Consider the following 19,999-nt stretch of genomic DNA (forward strand, 5'->3'; position numbering starts at 1 on the left):
TTTCGTTCGACGCGCCGGTCGCGCCCGGCCCGGTCACCGCTGCCCGTCCCGCTGGAGCAGCGGACGCAGCAGGGCGCTCAGAGCGGATGCGGGCACGTCGTCGTGGTCGGGAGTGGGCGGACGGTGGGGGGCCGGCGCCTCGTGAACGGCCGACACCTCATGCGCGGCCGGCGCCTCGTGGGCGGCGAGTCCGGCCGCGACGTCGTCGGCCGTGCGTGCCCGCATCAGCAGCGACGGATCAACGGTCAGGCCGCTGCGCTGTTCGAGTGCCGTGGTCAGCTCGGCGATCACCAGGGAGTCCAGCCCCAGCCCCGGCAGCGGGCGCTCGCCGGGGTCCTCCCCCAGCACCTGGACGAAGGCGTCCCGCACCCGGGCGCGCATCCCCGCGCCGTCGTGCCCCGCACGCACCGGTGCGGGAACGACGGGGGCCCCGGCCCGCGTCTGCACCGGCGCGGCCCCGACGAACGCGACGGGCTCCACGGCCTCCGCAGGGGAGGCGGTGGTGCTTCCCGGGAAGATCACGGCGCCGCCCGACCGCAGGTGGTCGAAGAAGGCGTCCAGCGCTTGCTCGACGCCGATCGAGTGGGCTGCGGAGAAGGACGCGTCCGCCTTCATTCCGATGCCCGTCCAGTTGGGCCACGCGTGCGCCGTCACCGTGGTGACGGCGTCGCTCTCCCGCTCGGCGAGCGCCAGCTGGTAGGCGTTGGCGAGGCTGTAGTCGACCAGCCCCCGGCCGGCCAAGGCCTGCGTACCGGCGATCGAGGACACCAGGACGGCGAAGTCGGCGCCCTCCTCCTTGGCCAGCCGTACGACGTTCAGCGAGCCGGGGACCTTGGGGGCGAGCACCTTCTCGGCGTCGCTCCACGGCCGGCGGTGCATCGCCCCGAAGGGGTTGACCCCGCCGGAGGAGTGCACGACGCCGACCAGCCTTCCCCAGCGCCGGCCCAGCTGCCCGGCGACCGCGGCGAGCGCCGCGGGGTCGGACACGTCGCAGGGCACGTACTCGACCTCGGCCCGCGCCGCCAGTTCCCTCAGGGGGGCGGAGTGGGCGGGGTCGACGACCGACCGGCCGATGATGCCGATGCGCTTGGCTCCCCGGTCGATCAGCCGCTCGGTCAGGCGCAGTCCTACGGCGCCCAGTCCGCCGGTGACCAGGCAGTACCCGTCGGTGGGCAGGGCGTACGGTGCGCCGGGCGGCGCGGGCACGGGGTGCGGCGTGTACCGGACGCCCCGCCGGTGGGCGACGACGACCGTGCCGCCGTCGGCCTCGGCGGCCGTACCGGCCCCCAGGGCGGCGTACTCGGCGGCGAGGCGGTCGGCCAGTACCTCGACCGGGTCGGCCGGGTCCAGGTGGACGATCGCGGTGGGCTTGCGGCCCTCGGCCCCGGCGGCCCGTACGGCCATGGCCATGGCGGCCCGTTCGGGGCGCAGGCTGCCGCGCTCGTCGGGGTGGACGGCCGCGTCGTGGAATCCGGCCCAGAGCAGCGTCCCGTGCGCGGGCAGCGTCGTCATCAGGCCGCTCAACTCGGCCCAGAAACCGCTCAGGTCGAGGGGGCGGCTGTTGCGGCTGCCCGGGGCGTCGATCACGATGGCCGCGTCCGCCTGCCGGCCGGACTCGACGACGGTCACGCCCCGGTCCCGGAGGGTCTTCGTCAGCGCGTGCCCGATCTCGGGGTCGGCGGTGACCAGGCGTACCGCGGCCGGGACGGTGGCGGGCACCGGTGCCGGTTCCCGGACGCGCCACTCGACGCGTACCGCCCCGGCGCCGACAGCTGGTGCCGGGCCGGGCGCGGCGACCTCCGGGTCGGTGGTGTGCCAGTACGACTCCCGCGCGAACGGATAGGTGGGGAGGTCAGTGGCCCGGGCACCCGTGGTGGAGAGCGCGGGCCAGTCGATGTGCGCGTAGCCGGCCCCGGCCAGCTCGGCGGCGCCGGCGGGCCGGTGCGGCGCCGCGGCCGACCCGGTGCGGATGGCCGCCGCTTCGACGGTCAGGTCGATGTCGACGCGGGCGGGCCGGATGCTACCGGCGGCGACGGAACGCAGCGCGGTGGCGAGTTCGGCGGCCGTCCGTCCGTGGACCGCGGTCTGGAACTCCAGCGGGGAGCGGCCGGTGTTGGCGGTGTGGCAGAGGTCGGCGGTCTCCCAGTCGTCGCGTACCGCGTCGAACCGGTCGGCGTACGCGCCGGCCAGGGAACGCAGTCCCGCTTCGTCGGCAGCGCTGACCCGCACCACGTGCGAATCCTGGGCCGGTACTCCCCGCACCGGCAGGACAGGAGGCTCCTCGACGATCACATGAGCATTCACCCCACCCATGCCGAACGCACTCACCGCAGCCCGCCTAGGCCCACCGTTCCGCGGCCACTCCACCGCACGATCCGCCAAATAGAACGGCGTCTCCTCGAACCGAATGTGATCATTCGGCCGCACCACGTGCAACGACGGCGGAACCACCCCGTGCTCCATCGCCAACAACACCTTCACCAAACCCGCCAAACCCGCAGCAGGCTCCAAATGACCGACGTTCCCCTTCAACGAACCCACCGCACAAAACTGCGACCGCTCCGTCACCCCACGCCACGCACGCGTCAAACCCTCGATCTCAATCGGATCACCCAGACCCGTCCCCGTCCCATGCGCCTCCACCAAACCGATCGACTCCGCAGACACCCCCGCATCCCGCAACGCCGCAGAAATCACCTCCTGCTGCGCCGCACTGCTCGGAACCGTCAACCCACTCGTACGACCACCGTGATTGACCGCACTCCCCTTGATCACACCCCGGACCCGATCACCATCCCGCAGCGCAGCCCGGAGCGGCTTCACCACCACCGTCACCACACCCTCACCCGGCACGAAACCATCAGCCCCCGCATCGAACGGCCGGGAGGCACCCGAAGGCGACAGGGCGCGCAGGTTCCGCATCGCCACGTAGTGCAGCGGAGACATGGCGACCCGGACTCCGGCGACGATCGCCTGCTCGCACTCGCCGTTGCGGATGCTGCGCACCGCCGTGTGCAGGGCGACCAGCGACGACGAGCACAACGTGTCGATCGTCATGCTCGGCCCGTGCAGGTCCAGGAAGTAACTCACCCGGTTGGCCAGGAACGCGTTGTGGTTGCCCAAGCCGCTGGGGGCGTCCAGTTCCGGCGCGATGTTGTAGTCCTTGTAGTGCTGGTAACTGGCGCCCACGAACACGCCGGTGGAGGAGGAAAGCTGCCTCGGCGGCAGGCCGGCCGACTCGAGTGCCTCCCAGGTGGTGCGGAGCAACCAGCGGGCCTGCGGGTCGAGGACCTCTGCCTGCTTGGGGAAGAAGTCGAAGAACCGGGCGTCGAACTCCTCCACGTTGTCGAGGAATCCGCCCACGTCGGGCTCGTGACCGCCCGTGTACGGGCCCCAGCGGTGGGCCGGAGCCGGGCGGATCTCCTCGCCCGAGCCGGCGAGCAGCGACCACAGCCGTTCCGGGTCCGGGGCGCCGGGGAGCGCCAGGGCCAGGCCGATGACGGCCATGTCCTCGGCGGCCGCGGTGTCCTCGGTGGCCGCGGTGGTTGCAACGGCGTCGGGGGCTGCAACGGCGTAAGGGGCTGCGTCGCGGGCCGCGGTCGGGGCGAACACTCCGTCGGCCGCCAGTTCGGCGACGTGCGCGGCGAGGGTGCGGCAGTCCGCGGCGTCCAGGACGTCCGTCGGGCTCAGCTGCACCCCGTACTCCGCCTCGACGTCGGCCGCGATGGCCGTCGCCAGCATGGAGTCGAGACCCGCGGCGGACAACGAGGTGGTCGCGGTGACGCCCGGGTCGTGGAGGACGCTCCGCACCACCGCGACGATCGCCGCCTCCGACGCCGCGGCCTGCGGCGTACGGCGGCCGGGAGCGGACGGGCGGCCGTCGTTCCCGGTCACCGTGCGGTACTCGACCCCGTCGAGCCGGACGAGCACCCGGCCGTCGGCGGCGAACAGGGTCGCGTCGCCGCGCCGCGTGCCGTCGCTGCCGGGCTCGGCACCTTCGAGCAGCACGAACACCGCCCGGGCCGGATCCGCCCAACGGGTCACCCGGCCGATGGAGACCGGCAGGTACGTGGCCGACGGGGCTGCGGGGTCCGCCAGCGTGAGGACGGCCATGACCTGGAGGGCGGCGTCGATCGCCACCGCCTCGGCCTCCAGCGGGCTGCCGGCCGGGACGTCGATCCGTGCGAGTACGCGGCCGGGCCCGTAGTGCACCTCGGCGATGGACCGCAGCGGGGCGGTGAGCTCCATGCCCTTCGCGGCGAACCACGCGTAGAGGCCCTCCGGTTGCAAGGTCCGGTCGAGGCCGTCCCGCAGGGCGTCCAGGTCCGCGGCGACGGGCGCCGGGCCCGCCGGGGCGCCGGCGGTGGTGAGCCGGGCGATGACCCGGTCGGCATGCCGGAAGGCAGCCGGCCCGGTGCGGACGGGGTCGTCGAGGTCGCTGGTGAGGGAATCGGTTCCGGTCCCCCGGCCGGTGAAGGCGATCCGGCTCAGGACACTGCTCGACCGCAGGCCGAGGGCCACGGGCAGCGCCCCGGGCACGGTGTCCTCGCCCAGCACCCGGTGGGCGCGCGCGAGCCGCCGTACGGCCGCGGCCACGTCCTCGGCGGCCGGCGCGGCCGGTGGGTCCGGCACGGCCGGTGGGGCGGTCTCGGGTCGCGCCCCGAAGGGGTAGGGCGGCAGGGTACGGTGGCGCGCCGGCGGGCCGGGGTACACCGTGGCCCAGTCGACGGTGCCGCCGCCGACGTAGCGGAAGGCCGGGCCGCTGAGGCCGGTCGATGCGCTCTCCAGCACCGATCCGCCACGGACGACGCTGCCGGGTGCCCGGTCCGCCAGGCCCAGCGCCCGGGCCAGTCCGGTGCTGAGCTCGTCGACCGTGGTTCCCAGGAGCGCGATCCGGTGGGCCCGGTGGTCGCGTCCGACGGCACTGGAGCGGCACAGTGCGCTCAGGCCGTCCGCGGTCTCCGGCAGCAGCAGCGGGCGGACGTCCGCCATGCGCCGGAGCAGGGCGTCCGGAGTGTGGGCGGACAGGACCAGCAGGTGCTCGTCCGCTACGGCGGCGGACTTCCGCGCGTCCTCGCCGGACTCCCCGTACGGGGGTTCCCCGACGTACTCCTCCACGACGACGTGCGCGTTGGTGCCGCCCATGCCGAAGGAGCTGACCCCCGCCCTGCGCGGCCCGTCCGAGTGCCACGGCCGGGGCTCGACCGGGATCACGAACGGCCCGGCGGACAGGTCCAGGTGGCTGCTGGCGGTCTCGAAGCCCGCGACGGGCGGGATCTCCCGGTGCCGCAGGCTCAGGAGGACCTTGAGCAGGCCGGCGAGTCCGGCCGCTGGCTCCAGGTGCCCGATGTTGCCCTTCACGGTTCCGATGTGGCACGGCTCGGTGCGGTTCGGGTCGCCGCCGAACACCTCGGTCAGCGCGGCGATCTCGATCGGGTCGCCGAGCCGGGTCGCGGTGCCGTGCGTCTCGATCAGGGAGATGTCCGCCGGGGCCAGTCCGGCGTCGTCCAGAGCCGCCCGGACGACCGCGGCCTGGGCTTCGCTGCGGGGCACCGGCAGGGCGCTGCCGCGGCCCCCGTGGTTGACGGCCGTACCGCGGATGACGCCCCAGATCGGGTCGCCGTCCCGCTCAGCGTCCGCCAGCGGCTTCAGCATCACGGCCAGCGCGCCCTCGCCGGGGAGGAAGCCGTCCGCCCGCTCGTCGAAGGGCCGCGGCCGGGTCTCGGACAGCGCGCCGAGCTGGCTCAGGCTGCGGTAGTACCACGGAGTCAGGCCGACCTGGCAGGCCGCCACGATGGCGGCGGCACAGTGGCCCGAGCGCAGCGCGGCGACCGCCTGCTGGATGGCGACGAGGGACGACGAGCACAGGGTGTCGACGGTCTGCGACGGGCCGGTCAGGTCCAGCGCGTACGAGATCCGGTTGGCCAGTACCGCGTTCATGGAGCCGAGCGCGGTGTGCGGTCCGACGGTCTCCAGCCCCTGCGCGTCGCGGTGGTGGGTGTAGGTGGCGCCGACGAAGACGCCGATGTCGCGGCGGTCGGCGAGACCGCTGTCGTCCCGCACCGCCCAGGCGTGTTCCAGCAGCAGCTTCTGCTGTACGTCCATCTCTTCGGCCTCGCGCACCGAGATGCCGAAGAAGCTGGGGTCGAAGCGGTCGACGCCGGAGACGAAGGCGCCGGTGCGGCAGTAGGTGCCCGTCATACGTGGGCCGCGCGGCTCGAAGTGGGCGTCGACGTCCCAGCGTTCGGCCGGGACCTCGGTGAACGCGTGTCCGCCGGAGCGGAGCAGGGTCCACAGATCCGCCGCACCGCCGGCCGCGCCCGGCAGGTCACCGGAGACGGCGACGATCGCGACGTCCGCGTCACGGCCGGCTGCTGCCGTCTGCCGCCGCGGCATCGGACGCGGGCGGTCCGGGAAGGCGGCCGGGAGCGGCTCGCCGGACCGGACGGGCTCGGCAGACTCGGGCTCGATGGGCTCGATGGGCTCGATGGGCTCGGCGGTCTCCGGCGCCGCGACCGCGACGGCCGCGCCGTAGCGGTCCGTCAGGGCTTGGACCAGCTCGGCGAACTCGCCGTACTCCAGGAAGAGCGTCGCCGGGAGGTGGATGCCCCACCTGCGGGACAGTTCCTCCGACAGCTCGACGCTCATGATCGAGCTCATGCCGTAGTCCGACAGCGGGGTGTCGCGGTCGAAGGAGGCGACGCCCAGCCGCTCGGCGAGGAACCGCTCCAGTGCGTGCGCGACGCGTTCCCCGGCGTCCGCGCCGGTCTCACCGTTCTCCCCGGTCTCACCGGTCTCACCGGTCTCACCGGCCGCGTCCCGTACGCCGTCACGAGCCTCGGCCCGTACCGCGGAAGGCGCTCCGGCCTCCGCGGCCTCGTCCTCGAGCGCGATGACCACGTCGCCGGCGTCCGGGTGGGCGACGACCACCTGGCGGGGGTCCTCCTCCGACCCCAGTACCGCGATCAGCGCGTCCAGGCCCTCCGCGGTGCCGAGCGGCCGGACACCGCGCCGCCGCAACTGCTCCGCGACGGCCGTACCCATGCCCACCTCGCCCCACAGGCCCCAGTCGACGCTCAGCCACGGCGAGCCGTACGCCTGCGCGAAGGCGTCGAGGTAGGCGTTGGCCGCGGCGTACCCGCCCTGCCCGAGGTTGCCGAACGTGCCGGAGACCGACGCGAACAGCACGGCGAAGTCCAGGACCTGACCGGCCACCGCGGCCGCCAGCTCGCGGACCCCGTCGACCTTGGGCCGCATCACCGCGGCGATGTCCTCGGCCGTGGCGCTGCGGATCAGCCCGTCCTTGAGCGTGCCGGCCGCGTGGACCACGCCGTGCAGGTCGCCGAACTCCGCACGGGCGCGTTCGACCACGGCCGCCAGGGCGCCGGGGGTGGTGACGTCCGCGCTGTAGGAAACGACCTCGCATCCGTGTGCGCGGATCGCGGCCGTCCGGTCCTCGTCGGCGGCTGCCGCTCCGGAGCGGCTGACCAGCGCGACGACGCCGGCGCCGTCCCGTGCGAACCTGTCGGCGACCTCCAGGCCCAGACCGCCGTGCCCGCCGAGGATGAGGTAGCGGCCGCCCTTCCTGATGGGCCCCGGCCCGGGGCGGGGCGCGACGTGTGCCGACCGGTCGCGCACCCGGACGGGTGCCTGGCGGACACCCTGCCGGTAGCCGACCTCGGTGGGGCCTTCGCCGTCGCCGAGCTCCGCCAGGAGTGCGCGGAGCCCGTCGTCGGAGGACCGGTCGATGTCGAGGAGGCGCGGGCGGAGACCCGGGTACTCGATGGCGGCGGTGCGGACGAAGCCCCACAGGGCGGCCCGCGCGGGCACCGGCCGGTCCCCGCTCGCGATCGGCTGCCCGTCCCGGGTCACCACGAAGAAGCGGGACTTGCGCTGCCGCTCGCCGAGGGTCTGCAGGGCGGCCAGGCATCCGTAGAGGCCGAGGCGGAGCTCCGTCTCCTCCCCCTGGGCACCGTCGGCCGCGTCGCCGGCGTTCCACAGGTGCACCACACCCGCGACCGGGTCCCCCAGCTCCTCCCAGAGCCGCCGGAACGCCTCCTCGTCCGGCTGCGCCAGCATCCGCTGATCGCGGCCGTGCGCCTGCGGCCCGGACGGGCCGACGCCGACCTCCACCACACGGGCTCCCTCGGCACGCAGTTGCCGGGCGGCCCGCTCACCCAGGCTGCCCGTACCGCCGTTGTGCAGCAGCACCCAGGTGCCGGTCCCCGGCTCGGGCCGGACGTCCTCCGCCGACGCGGGACGCCAGTCGATCCGGGTGATGGGCAGCACGGCCGCGCGCGGCGGAACCGCAGCGGAGGCCGGCCGCGACACGGCGTCCGTACGCCGCATGCGTAGCCCCTCGAACTCTGCCGCGATCTCGTTCGAGGGCCCCAGCAGCAGTGCGTCGGCAGTCGCGTACGCGCCGTCGACGCCGGTGCGGCGCACCAGGACGGTCGCACCGGCCGACAGCGCCGAGAGGTCGGTGAGGACCCGGAGCCGGGCGACGCCGATCGGCAGCATGGGGTAGGGGCCGTCCGGTCCCGTGAGGTCCTGGAGCGCGCAGCTGACGACCTGGAACACCCCGTCCACCAGAAGTGGATGGGCGTACCAGGGCATGGGCTCGGCATCGGAGCGCAGCGTTGCCCTGGCCATGCCGTCGTCTCCGACGGAGAGGTCCCAGACGGTGCGGAAGTCGGGCCCGTACTGGAGGCCCTCGCGTGCCCAGCTGTCGTACAGCCGCTCCGAGGTGATGGCCCGGGTACCGGTCACCTGCCAGCCGGTACCGGCGGGCGGGTCCTGGACGTCGCCCGGGAGCAGCCGGCCGGTGCCGGTGGACAACGGCTTGCGGTCGCCGGCCACGACGGTGCTCAGCTCGAAGCGGGTCCGGGGTCCGAAGGCCACGTCGAGCCGGATCGGAGCCGCACCGTGGTCACTGATGGTGAGGGGGCGCAGGAACGTCACATCGGTGAGCTCCAGCGGAGTGAACGGCCGGCGCTGGGCGACTCCCACCATCGCCATTTCCAGCTGGACCGCGGCGGGCAGCAGCCCGGTGCCCGCGGAGCGGTGCTGGGCGATGAAGGGCTCCTGGCCCGTGAACGTCTTCTCGTAGGTTTCGGCCGGGTTCGTCACTGTCCCTCGCTCTGGTGCTCGTAGTGACGGTCGAACAGCGGGTGGCTGACGGCAGGCGCCGTGGTGCGGCGGGCCGGGGGCGCGGTCAGCCCCTGTCGCTTGAAGGGGTAGGTGGGGATGGTGACGGTCCGCTGGCCCTTGCCCCGGTGCAGACCGGCCCAGTCCAGATCAGCAGGCGTCTGGTTCACGTACGCGGCCACCGCCGCGTGCAACTCGGTCTGATCCGCGCGGTCCCGCCGCAGGGTGCTCAACCACACCGGATGCGACTCGCCCCACGAAGCCCGCGCCAACGACGTCAACTGCGGATGGGAACCGATCTCCCACACCACCCCCGCACCCAATCCGCCGAGTGCCGCGACCGCCTCGCTGAAACGCACCGGCTCGCGAATCGCCCGACCCCAATACCCGGGATCCATCACCGACTCGGCCGAATGCCACCCGCCCGAGACCGACGACGCGAACGCCACCGCCGGAGCCGCGAGCGCCGTCCCGGCCACCGCCTCCGTGAACGGCACGACCGCACCCTCCATCGCAGCCGAATGGAACGCATGGCTGACCACCAGCGGCTGCGTCCGCAACCCCGAACCCGCGCGGAACCCGGCCACCGCACCCTCCGGCCCCGTCACCGTCACCACGCGCGGCGCATTGAACGCCGCGACCTCCACACCCGGATGGGCAGTCAGAGCCAACAACACCGCCTCGGCATCCGCATGGACCACGGCCATCGCACCCTCGCCCGGCTGCGACTCCATCAACTGACCCCGGACCGCGGTCAACCGCAGCAGATCCGCCAGCCCCAGCACACCGGCCGCCCACGCAGCCGTCAGCTCACCCAGACTGTGACCCACCACCGCATCCGCACGAACCCCGACCGACTCCAGCCAGCGCACCAAACCCACCTGGACCGAAACGATCCCCACCTGCGCATACCGCGTCCGGTCCAACCGGCCCGCCACATCACCGAACAACACATCCAACAACGGCACATCAAGATGCGGCACCAACAGCTCGGCACACTCGTCCAACGCAGCCCGGAACACCGGCTCCGTCACATACAGACCACGGCCCATCCCCGCATACTGCGAACCCTGACCCGTGAACATGAACACCGTCGGAGCAGTCGCGCCGCCCTTCCGGGACACAGGAGCCCGGCCGACCGCAATGTCCTTCAGACCGGCAGCCAGTTCAAGGGCGTCACCACCGTGCACCACCGCACGGAAACGATGCCCGGCTCGGCCGGTGTTCGCCGTGAACGCGAAATCACCCAGTGCGTCCCCCGCCACCCCGGCCAGCCCCTGCGCGTACGCGCCGGCCAGGGAACGCAGCGCCGCTTCGTCGGCAGCGCTGACCCGCACCACGTGCGAATCCTGGGCCGGTACTCCCCGCACCGGCAGGACAGGAGGCTCCTCGACGATCACATGGGCGTTCACCCCACCCATGCCGAACGCACTCACCGCAGCCCGCCTAGGCCCACCGTTCCGCGGCCACTCCACCGCACGATCCGCCAAATAGAACGGCGTCTCCTCGAACCGAATGTGATCATTCGGCCGCACCACGTGCAACGACGGCGGAACCACCCCGTGCTCCATCGCCAACAACACCTTCACCAAACCCGCCAAACCCGCAGCAGGCTCCAAATGACCGACGTTCCCCTTCAACGAACCCACCGCACAAAACTGCGACCGCTCCGTCACCCCACGCCACGCACGCGTCAAACCCTCGATCTCAATCGGATCACCCAGACCCGTCCCCGTCCCATGCGCCTCCACCAAACCGATCGACTCCGCAGACACCCCCGCATCCCGCAACGCCGCAGAAATCACCTCCTGCTGCGCCGCACTGCTCGGAACCGTCAACCCACTCGTACGACCACCGTGATTGACCGCACTCCCCTTGATCACACCCCGGACCCGATCACCATCCCGCAGCGCAGCCCGGAGCGGCTTCACCACCACCGTCACCACACCCTCACCCGGCACGAAACCATCAGCCCCCGCATCGAACGGCCGCAGGGCACTGGACGGGGAGAACGAGCGCAGGCGCGAGCCCAGTTGGAAGTACTGCGGTGACATGGCCAGGTGCACGCCGGCCACGACGGCCTGCTCGCACTCGCCGTTGCGGATGCTGCGCACCGCCGTGTGCAGGGCGACCAGCGACGACGAGCACAACGTGTCGATCGTCATGCTCGGCCCGTGCAGGTCCAGGAAGTAACTCACCCGGTTGGCCAGGATCGCGTTGTGGTTGCCCAGGCCCGCCGCCGTCTGTACGACGTCCCCGACGACCATGTCGCGGTAGTGCTGGTAGCTGGCGCCCACGAACACGCCGGTCGACCGCTGGGTCGTACCCGCCAGGCCGGCGTCCTCCAGGGCCCGCCAGGCGGACTGGACGAGGTGGCGCTGCTGGGGGTCGATCCACTCCGCTTCTGCGGGTGACAGCCGGAAGAACCCCGCGTCGAAGTCGGTCAGTCCTTCGACGAAGCCGGCGCGCCTGAGGTAGACGGTGCCGGGCTTGCCGTCCGTCCCGTAGTACGAGTCGATGTCCCAGCGGGATGCGGGCACCTCGCTCAGGCAGTCCTCGCCCTCCACCAGAACCCGCCACAACTCCTCGGGACTCTCGGCGTTCGGGAACACCCCGTCGAAGCCGATGACGGCGATGTCGTGCAGATCCGCATCACCGGACACCGGGGCGCCGGGCTGCTCGACCGTCGGCACCAGGGGCCGGATCGGCTGCGGGACCGGAACCGGAACGGGGACCGGAACCGGCTCCGCACGCTCTTCGGGCCGGGTCGTCTGCGGAACACCGTCCGCGACCGGAAGGCCCGCGTCGGCGGGTGCCGCGGTGACTCCGTACTCGTCCCTCAACTCGGCGGCCAGCCGGTCGACCGTGCCGACCTCCAGGACCAGCGTCACGGGGACGTCCACGTCCAGCTTGGCCCGGATGTCCTGGGCCAGCGAGACCGCGAGCATCGAGTCGAGCCCCTGCTCCTGCAGCGGACGGTCTGTTTCCAGTTCGTCGACGTCCAGTTCCAGGGCGTCCGCCACCCACCGGGCCAGCGCCGCGTCGAGACCGCCGGCTCCCGGGCGGCCGGGGGCCGGCACGGGACGGTGGCCGTTGGAAACCGGACCGGTGACCGGAACCTGGGCCGGAACGGGCGCCGGCGCGGGCCGGTGGCCGTTGCGCGCGCCGCCTCCCGCCCCTCCCGACGACGGTGCGGGGGAGAGCCGCTTCCAGGTGATCCCGCGGGCCTCCAGTACGGGTTCGTCGCCGTCGAGGACCACCAGGCTCGCGGTCAGAAGACCGGAGTCCGGCCCGGTGTCCCGGTCGCGCCGGGCGTACACCCTGGCGTTGTCGGGAAGCCGGCCGAGGACGGTGAGCCGCTCGACGGTGAAGGGAACGTACAGTCCCTGCGCGCCGCACGCGGCGAGCGCGATCTGGAAGGCGCCGTCGAGGAGCCGGGCGTCCACGGCGCCAACGGTCTGCCCGGCGCCGCGCAGCACACCGGTGGCCTGCCCGGGCGCCACGGAGAGCGCGGCCACGGTCCGAAAACCCGCGCCGTAGCTGAGCCCGGCACGCTCGAAGGCGTCGTACATCGCGTCGAGCGCAACGGGGGTGAAGCCGTCGGCGGTGGCCGGAGCAGCGAGTGACGGCTGCTCGGGCGCGGTCACCTCGGTGTTGGCAACCAGGGCTCCGGTGCCGTCGCGGAAGGCGACCGCGTCGTCGTCGCGCTCGGCCGTGAGGGTCGCGGGGGCCTCGACGGCCGCCCGGAAGGTGAGGTCCCGCAGGCCGAACCGGTTGCGGCCGAGGAGCTCGGCGACCTTGCCGGGATATCCGGCGCCGGGCAGCGTCGGCTTGCCGAGGACCAGGTGCTCGGCTGCCTCCGGGTGCTCCGTCCACGTGTTCCTCGTACGGCCGGGCACGGCCTCCTGCACGGTCGCGTTCGGCTGTTCGGCGGGCTCCAGCCACAGGTACTTCTCGGCGTGCGGCCTGGTCGGGAAGCGCACCCCCGACCGGCGTCGCGGCCCGGCGGGCAGGTCGGAACCGACGACGAACGCGCGGGCCGCCGCGTCGAGCGTCTCGCGGCTCGCTCCGGCCCCGACGGGCCCGTCATGGGTACGCGCCGCCCGGGACGCCACCCCCGCGTGGAGGGAGCGGGTGTCCCCGACCCCGGCCAGGAACAGTTGCAGCTTGTCCTCGAGCTGCTCCACGCTGTCCGCCACGCACGCCAGCCGGTGTGCCCCGGCCGGGCGCTGCAGGCTCGCCTCGCTCAGCGCGTGCAGGGACGGGCAGTAGGGGGAGCGCAGCATCAGCACGAGCCGGTGGGCCAGCGTGTGCAGCGCATCGTCCGATCCCGCGGAGAGGATCAGCAACCGCGGACCGGGCCCATCGTCCTCCGCCGTCGTGGCCGGGCCGGCCTCGACCACCGCGTGGGCGTTCGTGCCGCCGAAGCCGAAGCTGCTGATTCCCGCGACGCGCGGGCCACTGCCCCACGGCTGCAGCCGGTCCGCCACGAACAGGGGCGAGCCGTCGAAGTCGAAGGACCTGTTCGGGGTGCTGAAGTTCAACGACGGCGGGATGTGTCCCGCTTGGAGCAACAGGATCGTCTTGATCAGTCCGGCGATGCCCGCGGCGGGTTCCAGGTGGCCGATGTTGGTCTTCACCGAGCCCAGGGCGACCGGTTGCCGTCCGCCCGGCTCGCCCAAGACGGCCTGCAGGGCTTCGAGTTCGATGAGGTCGCCGAGCTGGGTGCCGGTGCCGTGCGCCTCGATGTAACCGATGTCGGCCGCGGTGCGCCCGGACCCGGCCAGTGCCCTGCGCAGCACGGCTTCCTGAGCCGGCCTGCTGGGTGCCGTGAGGAAGCCGGCGCTGCCCCCGGTGTGGTTGACGGCGGTGCCGCGGATCACGGCGAGGACGGGATCGCCGTCGCGTTCGGCGTCGGCGAGGCGCTTGAGGATGACGGCGCCCGCGCCCTCTCCCCGTACGTAGCCGTCGGCCCCGTCGTCGAAGGCACGGCACGTCCCCTGTGGGGACAGCATCCCGTTGCGGACGAAGGAGCGCGTCTTGGCCGGGGTGAGGACCAGGTTCGCGGCCCCGACCACGGCGGCGTCCACCTCGCCCGCCCGCAGGTGCATGGCCGCCTGGTGCAGGGCGACGAGGGAGGAGGAGCAGGCCGTGTCGACGGCGAAGCTCGGACCCGACCAGTCGAAGACGTGCGACAGGCGGTTGGCGACCATGGAGGGGGCGGTGCCCGTCGCCACGTGCGGGTCGCCGTACCCGATGCTCCGGGCCACGATCTCCGGGAAGTCGCTCGCGATGGCGCCGACGAAGACGCCGGTGGCGGCACCGAGGGAGGTGTGGTCGTGGCCGCAGCTCTCCAGGGCCTCCGCCGTCACGCTGAGCAGGATCCGCTGCAGGGGGTCCATGCGGCGGGCCTCGCGGTCGCTGAGTCCGAAGCGGGCGGCGTCGAAGTACTCGACACCGTCCACCCAGCCCATCCGTACGTCGTCGGCGCCGGCCTCGGACCACAGGTGGGCCCAGCCGCGCTTGCCGTCCGGGGCGTGTCCGACGCTGGACACGCCGTCGACGAGGTTCTGCCAGAACTCGTCCGGTGTGGCGGCTCCGGGGAACCGGCACGCCATGCCGATGACGGCCAGGGCGCCGTCGTCGGCGACCGGCCGGGCGGGCTCCGCCGGCACGGACGTCGCGCGGGTCGGTACCGCCGGGGCGGTCACCACCTGTGCGGTCACGGACTCGGTCGCCACCGGTGCGGTCGCCACCGGCGGGGTCAGGACGGGCGCAGGCTCCGGCGGCTCCTCCCGTACGGTCACGGCGGCGCCCTCGGCGTCCGGGCTGGCCAGCAGCCCTACCACTCCCTCCGCGCCCAGCAGCCGGGCCAGCTTCACCGGGGTACCGGAGGCGAAGATCGAGGGGGCGGTGATCTCGGCGCCCAGCTCACGGCTGAGCCGGACGGCGGCGGACGTGACGTTGACCGAGTCGCCGCCCAGGTCGAAGAAGTTGGCGTGCACGTCGAAGGCGGGGTGGCCCAGCGTGGCCGCGAACACCCCGGCGATCGACTCCGCGAGCGCTTCCGCCGTCACACCGGTCGCCTCCGGTTCCGCGGCTTCCCCGGACTCCACCGGTGTCGCGGCAGACCCGGCGGACCCGGCGGCGGGGATGATGGTGTCACGTGTCGGCAGCGGCAGCCGGGCGCGCGCCACCTTGCCGTTGTCCGTCAGCGGGACGGCATCGAGGTCGACGTAGGTGTCGGGCACCATGTAGCCGGGCAGGCAGCTGCCGACGAACGCGTCGAGCCGGGACTTCGTCGGCGTACCGTCGCCCACCAGGTAGGCGGTCAACCTCGGTTCGCCGCGTCCCTCGAACCGCGCCGCGACGACCACGGCGGCGGTGATGCCGTCGAACTTCTCCAGCACCCGCTCGATCTCCGCGGGCTCGATGCGGTGGCCGCGCACCTTCACCTGGGCGTCGGTGCGGCCGAGCCACTCGATCGCGCCGTCCGCGTGCAGACGTACCTCGTCGCCGGTCCGGTAGAGCCGCACGCCGGTCACGGGGTGGACGGTGAAGACGTCGTTCGTCAGGTCCGGCCGACCGGCGTAGCCGCGGGCGAGTCCGGTGCCGGAGAGGTACAGCTCGCCGGTCGTTCCGGCCGCGCACGGCTGCAGCTCCCCGTTCAGGACGTGGAGTTCCGTGTTCGGCAGGGGTTCGCCCAGCGGCAGGAAGGAGCCCACCGAGGTGACCCGGTGGCACGAGGTCCAGATCGTCGCCTCGGTCGGGCCGTACAGGTTCCACAGGGCACGGGCCGGCGCGTGCAGGCGCTCGGCGGTAGCCGGCGGCAGGGCCTCGCCGCCGGAGAGGACGGTGAGCTCCGCTTTCGGGGTCCAACCGGTGCCCAGCAGCAGGCGCCACAGGCTCGGCGTCGCCTGAGCCATGGTCACGTCGTTCGTGAGTTCGGCCAGGCGGTACGGGTCTCCTGCCGCCTCCCGGGAGGCCAGGACCACGGTCGCGCCGACCGTGAGCGGGAGGAAGAGCTCCAGCAGGGAGATGTCGAAGGCCACGGTGGTGTGCGCGAGCACGGTGTCGCCGGGCGACGCTCCCAGGCGTTCGCCGATGCCGGTGAGGAAGTTGGCCAGCGCCCCGTGCTCGACCTCCACGCCCTTCGGGTTGCCGGTCGAGCCGCTGGTGAAGAGGAGGTAGGCCAGGTCGCCGGCGGTGACCTGCGGCGGCACGGCCTGTGCCGAGCCGTCCGCCCCGGGCACGCGCCGCGCGGGGCCCAGGGAGGCACCCAGGGCGTGGGTGCGGTCGTCGGTGACGATGAGGTCGCACTGCGAGACCTCCACGTACCGCTGGAGCCGCTCCACGGGATACCCGGGGTCCAGCGGCAGGAAGGCCGCACCTGCGCGCAGGATTCCGAGCATGACCGGGAGCAGCGCGATGTCCCGCTCCATGAGGACGCCGACCACCGAACCGGACTCGATGCCCTCGTCGTGCAGGCGTGCGGCGACGGCGTCGGCCCAGGCGTCCAAGCCGGCGTAGTCCAGCGTGCGGGCGCCGCTGCGGACAGCGGTGGCTCCGGGCCGGTCGGCCACCGTGGCCGCGAACAGGTCCAGTACCGTTCCGGCCTCCGACGGGGCGGCAGAGCCGTCCGGCTGTGCCGCGAGCGGTTCGGCGGGCTGCGCCTCGGGCCGTACCCCGGGGTGGGGCTCGGGGTGGGGAACGGGGTGGGGCTCGGGGTGGGGCTCGGGGTGGGGAACGGGGTGGGGCTCGTCGCCATGGAGCAGTGCGGTCAGGACCAGGTCCTCGACCTGCTCGGTGAAGTCCAGTGCCTCGTCCTCGCCCATCGCGGTCTCCCGGACGAAGATCGTGGGCGGACCGTCCTGCAGGCACAGCAGCGCGATCTCGGTGTGCGGTTCGGCGGACGCCTCTTCTCCCGCGCTGCGGTCCAGCACCATGACGCGGGTGAAGCTCGGCTCGTCGGAGCCGAGCGGCCGCCCGGCCAGGCCGAGCCGGAGTTCGAGGTCGCCGGCGTAGCCCTGGTGGGCCGCCGCCTCGTCCAGCTTGTCCTGCAGGGACCGGGTGGTGTCGCTCTCGAACCGTACGGGGAAGCGTGCGGCGGCGATGCCGTGGGTCCGCTCCGCGAGGACCCGCGCGGCCGAGGGCGACCAGGCGAAGTCGAAGACGTGCTCGCCGGTGCGCTCGGCGACGACGGTGAGGAAGGCGCGGACGACCGCGACCGCCTCCTCCCGCGAGGCGGGGGTGAAGGCCAGTTCGTAGCGGCCGTAATGGGCCGCGGCGGCGGAGAAGTCGTCGGCGGGCAGCGGGGCCGGGCGCAGCTGCTCCAGCCGTGCGCGCCACCACGGTTCGTGGGGCCGCAGCGCCTTCTGGGCGGCGGCGATGTCCGCCAGCCGCTCCGCCGAGGCCGCCGGCAGCGGCGCCCCCGGGGCGATGCCGAGCCGCTGCGCGGCCGCCTGGCCGCTCAGCGCGCTCCCGTCGACGGCGGTGCAGTCGCTCAGCACGAGGTCGGCGTCCGGGGCGGCCAGGGTGATGGCGGACGTGGTCACGGACAGCACGGTGGTCCCGGTACGGGTGTCGTCGCGCGGGATCAACCTGACCTGCCGCGTGAAGACCGCGCCCTGTTCGGTGACGAGGGTCGGCACCCCGAGCGGGTTCGGGAAGGAGCCGTAGTCCAGGGCCTTGGAGAGTCGCACGGCCTCGGCGGCGGGCGTGCCGGCGTGGATGATGCCGCCGGATGCCATGCGGTCGGACCGCCGGTAGAACCGCCGCTCGCGGTCGCCCGTGTCGAGCGGCTCGGGCAGGGTGCGCGCCACCACGTGCGGGACGAGATCGGCGAAGAGCTCTATGCCCACCTCGGCCGTCTCGTACGTCAGTGACAGGGCGGTGGAGTGGTCGCGGACCGGGAACCAGCGCTCCAGCAACACGCTGCCGGCGTCCACGGCTTCCGTCATCCGGTGCCAGGTGGCCGCGTGCCGGGTCGCGCCTTCGTACAGGGCCCAGGCAGGGACGTGGCTGCCTGAGTAGCGGGGCAGCGGCCCGTCGTGGAAGTTGATCGCGGCGATCTTCGGCAGGTCGAGGACCGGGGCGGGCAGGATCCGGAAGTTGACCATGCTGAAGAGGTAGTCGAACGACCGTGCCGAGAGGATCTCCGCCAGGTCGCCGTGCGGGTCGAGCACCGGGACCTCGTGGGAGCCGGCCCATGCCGTTGCGGCGGGGTCGTCGCTGAGGATTCCCTCGATCCGCACGCCGGCGTCGAGGAGCCGTGCGGCGCACTGGGTGAGGACCCGGGTGCCGCCGATGATGTAGCAGTTGGTTATCGCGCTCACTCCGCGGCCTTTCCGGGCTCGGCGGCGTCCTCGCCCTGCACGGCGGTGTCCGGGGCTTCGGCGCACTCGCGGGCGACCCAGGAGTCGATCTGGGAGACGACCTCCTCGTCGAGCGAGAGCTGCCCGGGCGTCCACAGGGGGTTTGACAGGCCGCGGTGCGTCCGCTCGCACATCTCCCAGTCCTCGTAGTTCGCCTTGTCCCACAGCGCGAACACGGCCTCGTGGGAGAAGTCGCTCTTGGCGGTCTCGGAGGGGTGGAAGAGCCAGAAGTGCCGGACGAAGCAGGTGCCGGGGCTCTCGGGCCAGACCCACTGCATCATCACGTAGTCGGCCGTGAACCCGAACAGGAGGTTGGGCAGGATGGTGATCCAGTTGATCTTCAGCTGGTCTCCTTCGGGGACCAGCTGCATGGGCGTCCGGCCGCTGCGCCCCGTCATGGAAACGGAGTTGTAGCCGCTGCGGATCGACTGCCACGCCCCGACGATGTCGCCCTTGAGGTCGTAGGTGCCCGCGTCGTCGAAGTCGGTGATGCGGTGCAGGTCCTTGTGGGCGGTCGGGAAGTGCAGGCTCTCGTTGACGTTGTGCGCGACGAGCTTCCAGTTCGAGGCGACCGGGTAGTCCTTCGCCTCGACGCACTCCAGGTCGGCGAGCTCGTAGACCTTCGCGAACTCGCCGAACTCGCCGAGCGAGGCGTCGAGGTCGGGCGCGTCGTCGGACAGGGCGATGAACACGACCCCGAAGCGGACCTCGGTGCGCACCGGCAGCAGACCGTTCTTCTCCTTCTCGAAGAAGTGGTCCAGGTAGGTGCCGTTGAGGCTCTTGAGCTTGCCGTTGCGGTCGTACACCCAGCAGTGGTAGAGGCAGACCAGGCTCTGCCGCTTGCCGGTGGCCTCCTCCACGAGCTTGTAGCCGCGGTGCCGGCAGTAGTTGTGGTACGCCTGGATCCCGTCGTCCCCGTGGATGATGAGGACGGAACCGGTGCCGATGTTCAGGGTGCTGTAGGCACCCTTCTCCTTGAGTCGGGAGACGTGGTCCACCGGGAGCCAGCGCCGGCCGTAGATGCGGGACATCTCCCGCCGGTACTGCTCCTCGCCGGTGTAGAACTCGTGCGACCTGCCGATGCCGCCTGTTTCGAAGTAGGGCCTTTCCTCGTCCTGGTCACTGATGAGATCGAACATGCTGGACGCACGCGTCATCTGCTGGGCTCCCTCAGCGGGTAAAGGGCATGGGATGCAGTGCCGGAATGCCATGGGACCGGGGCCTGGGAGAGGGCCGCACCGAGCCCCGCGCACGGCGGGACGGCATGGTGACTGAACGGTGATGGGTGAGAAGTGGTGCGGGGCCGGCCGGGTGGGGCGCTGCGGGCACGGCCGAGGGGCACACGGGGAGCGTGGCCGGCGAACGGGCGGGCCGCTGCCGGGAGTACCGGCGGACGAGCCGACCGTCTTGGAAGGAAGCGGAGGTCACCGGGGCACGCACGGCTGCTTGTGCGAGGGTGGCCCGAAGCACCGGCGCGA

At 72.8% G+C, this 19,999-nt stretch carries 3 protein-coding genes; all 3 read right to left on the reverse strand.

The genetic code is table 11. The features are described 5' to 3' along the window. Positions 1 to 33: 33 nt before the first annotated feature. Genes OG386_RS07855 through OG386_RS07865 form a run of 3 tightly spaced genes read right to left on the reverse strand, consistent with a single transcriptional unit; the run spans position 34 to position 19,678 of the window. Entirely contained in the window at positions 34 to 9,129 is a 9,096-nt protein-coding gene (locus OG386_RS07855; RefSeq protein ID WP_328787440.1) for an SDR family NAD(P)-dependent oxidoreductase, read from the reverse strand. Beyond that, positions 9,126 to 18,482, reverse strand: coding sequence for a polyketide synthase (locus OG386_RS07860; protein WP_328787441.1), 9,357 nt, complete (start codon positions 18,480 to 18,482; stop codon positions 9,126 to 9,128). The genes OG386_RS07855 and OG386_RS07860 overlap by 4 nt, the downstream gene beginning before the upstream one ends. Continuing rightward, a complete protein-coding gene (locus OG386_RS07865; protein WP_327381495.1) occupies positions 18,479 to 19,678 on the reverse strand; it encodes an aromatic ring-hydroxylating oxygenase subunit alpha in 1,200 nt (399 codons plus the stop codon). The genes OG386_RS07860 and OG386_RS07865 overlap by 4 nt, the downstream gene beginning before the upstream one ends. Between the last annotated feature and the right edge of the window lie 321 nt (positions 19,679 to 19,999).

The sequence above is a fragment of the Streptomyces sp. NBC_00273 genome, from assembly GCF_036178145.1.
Classification (GTDB): Bacteria; Actinomycetota; Actinomycetes; order Streptomycetales; family Streptomycetaceae; genus Streptomyces.

Bases quoted from the DNA above. Each gene is read 5' to 3' on its own strand.
- OG386_RS07865 (WP_327381495.1), bottom strand. From the start codon at position 19,678: ATGACGCGTGCGTCCAGCATGTTCGATCTCATCAGTGACCAGGACGAG.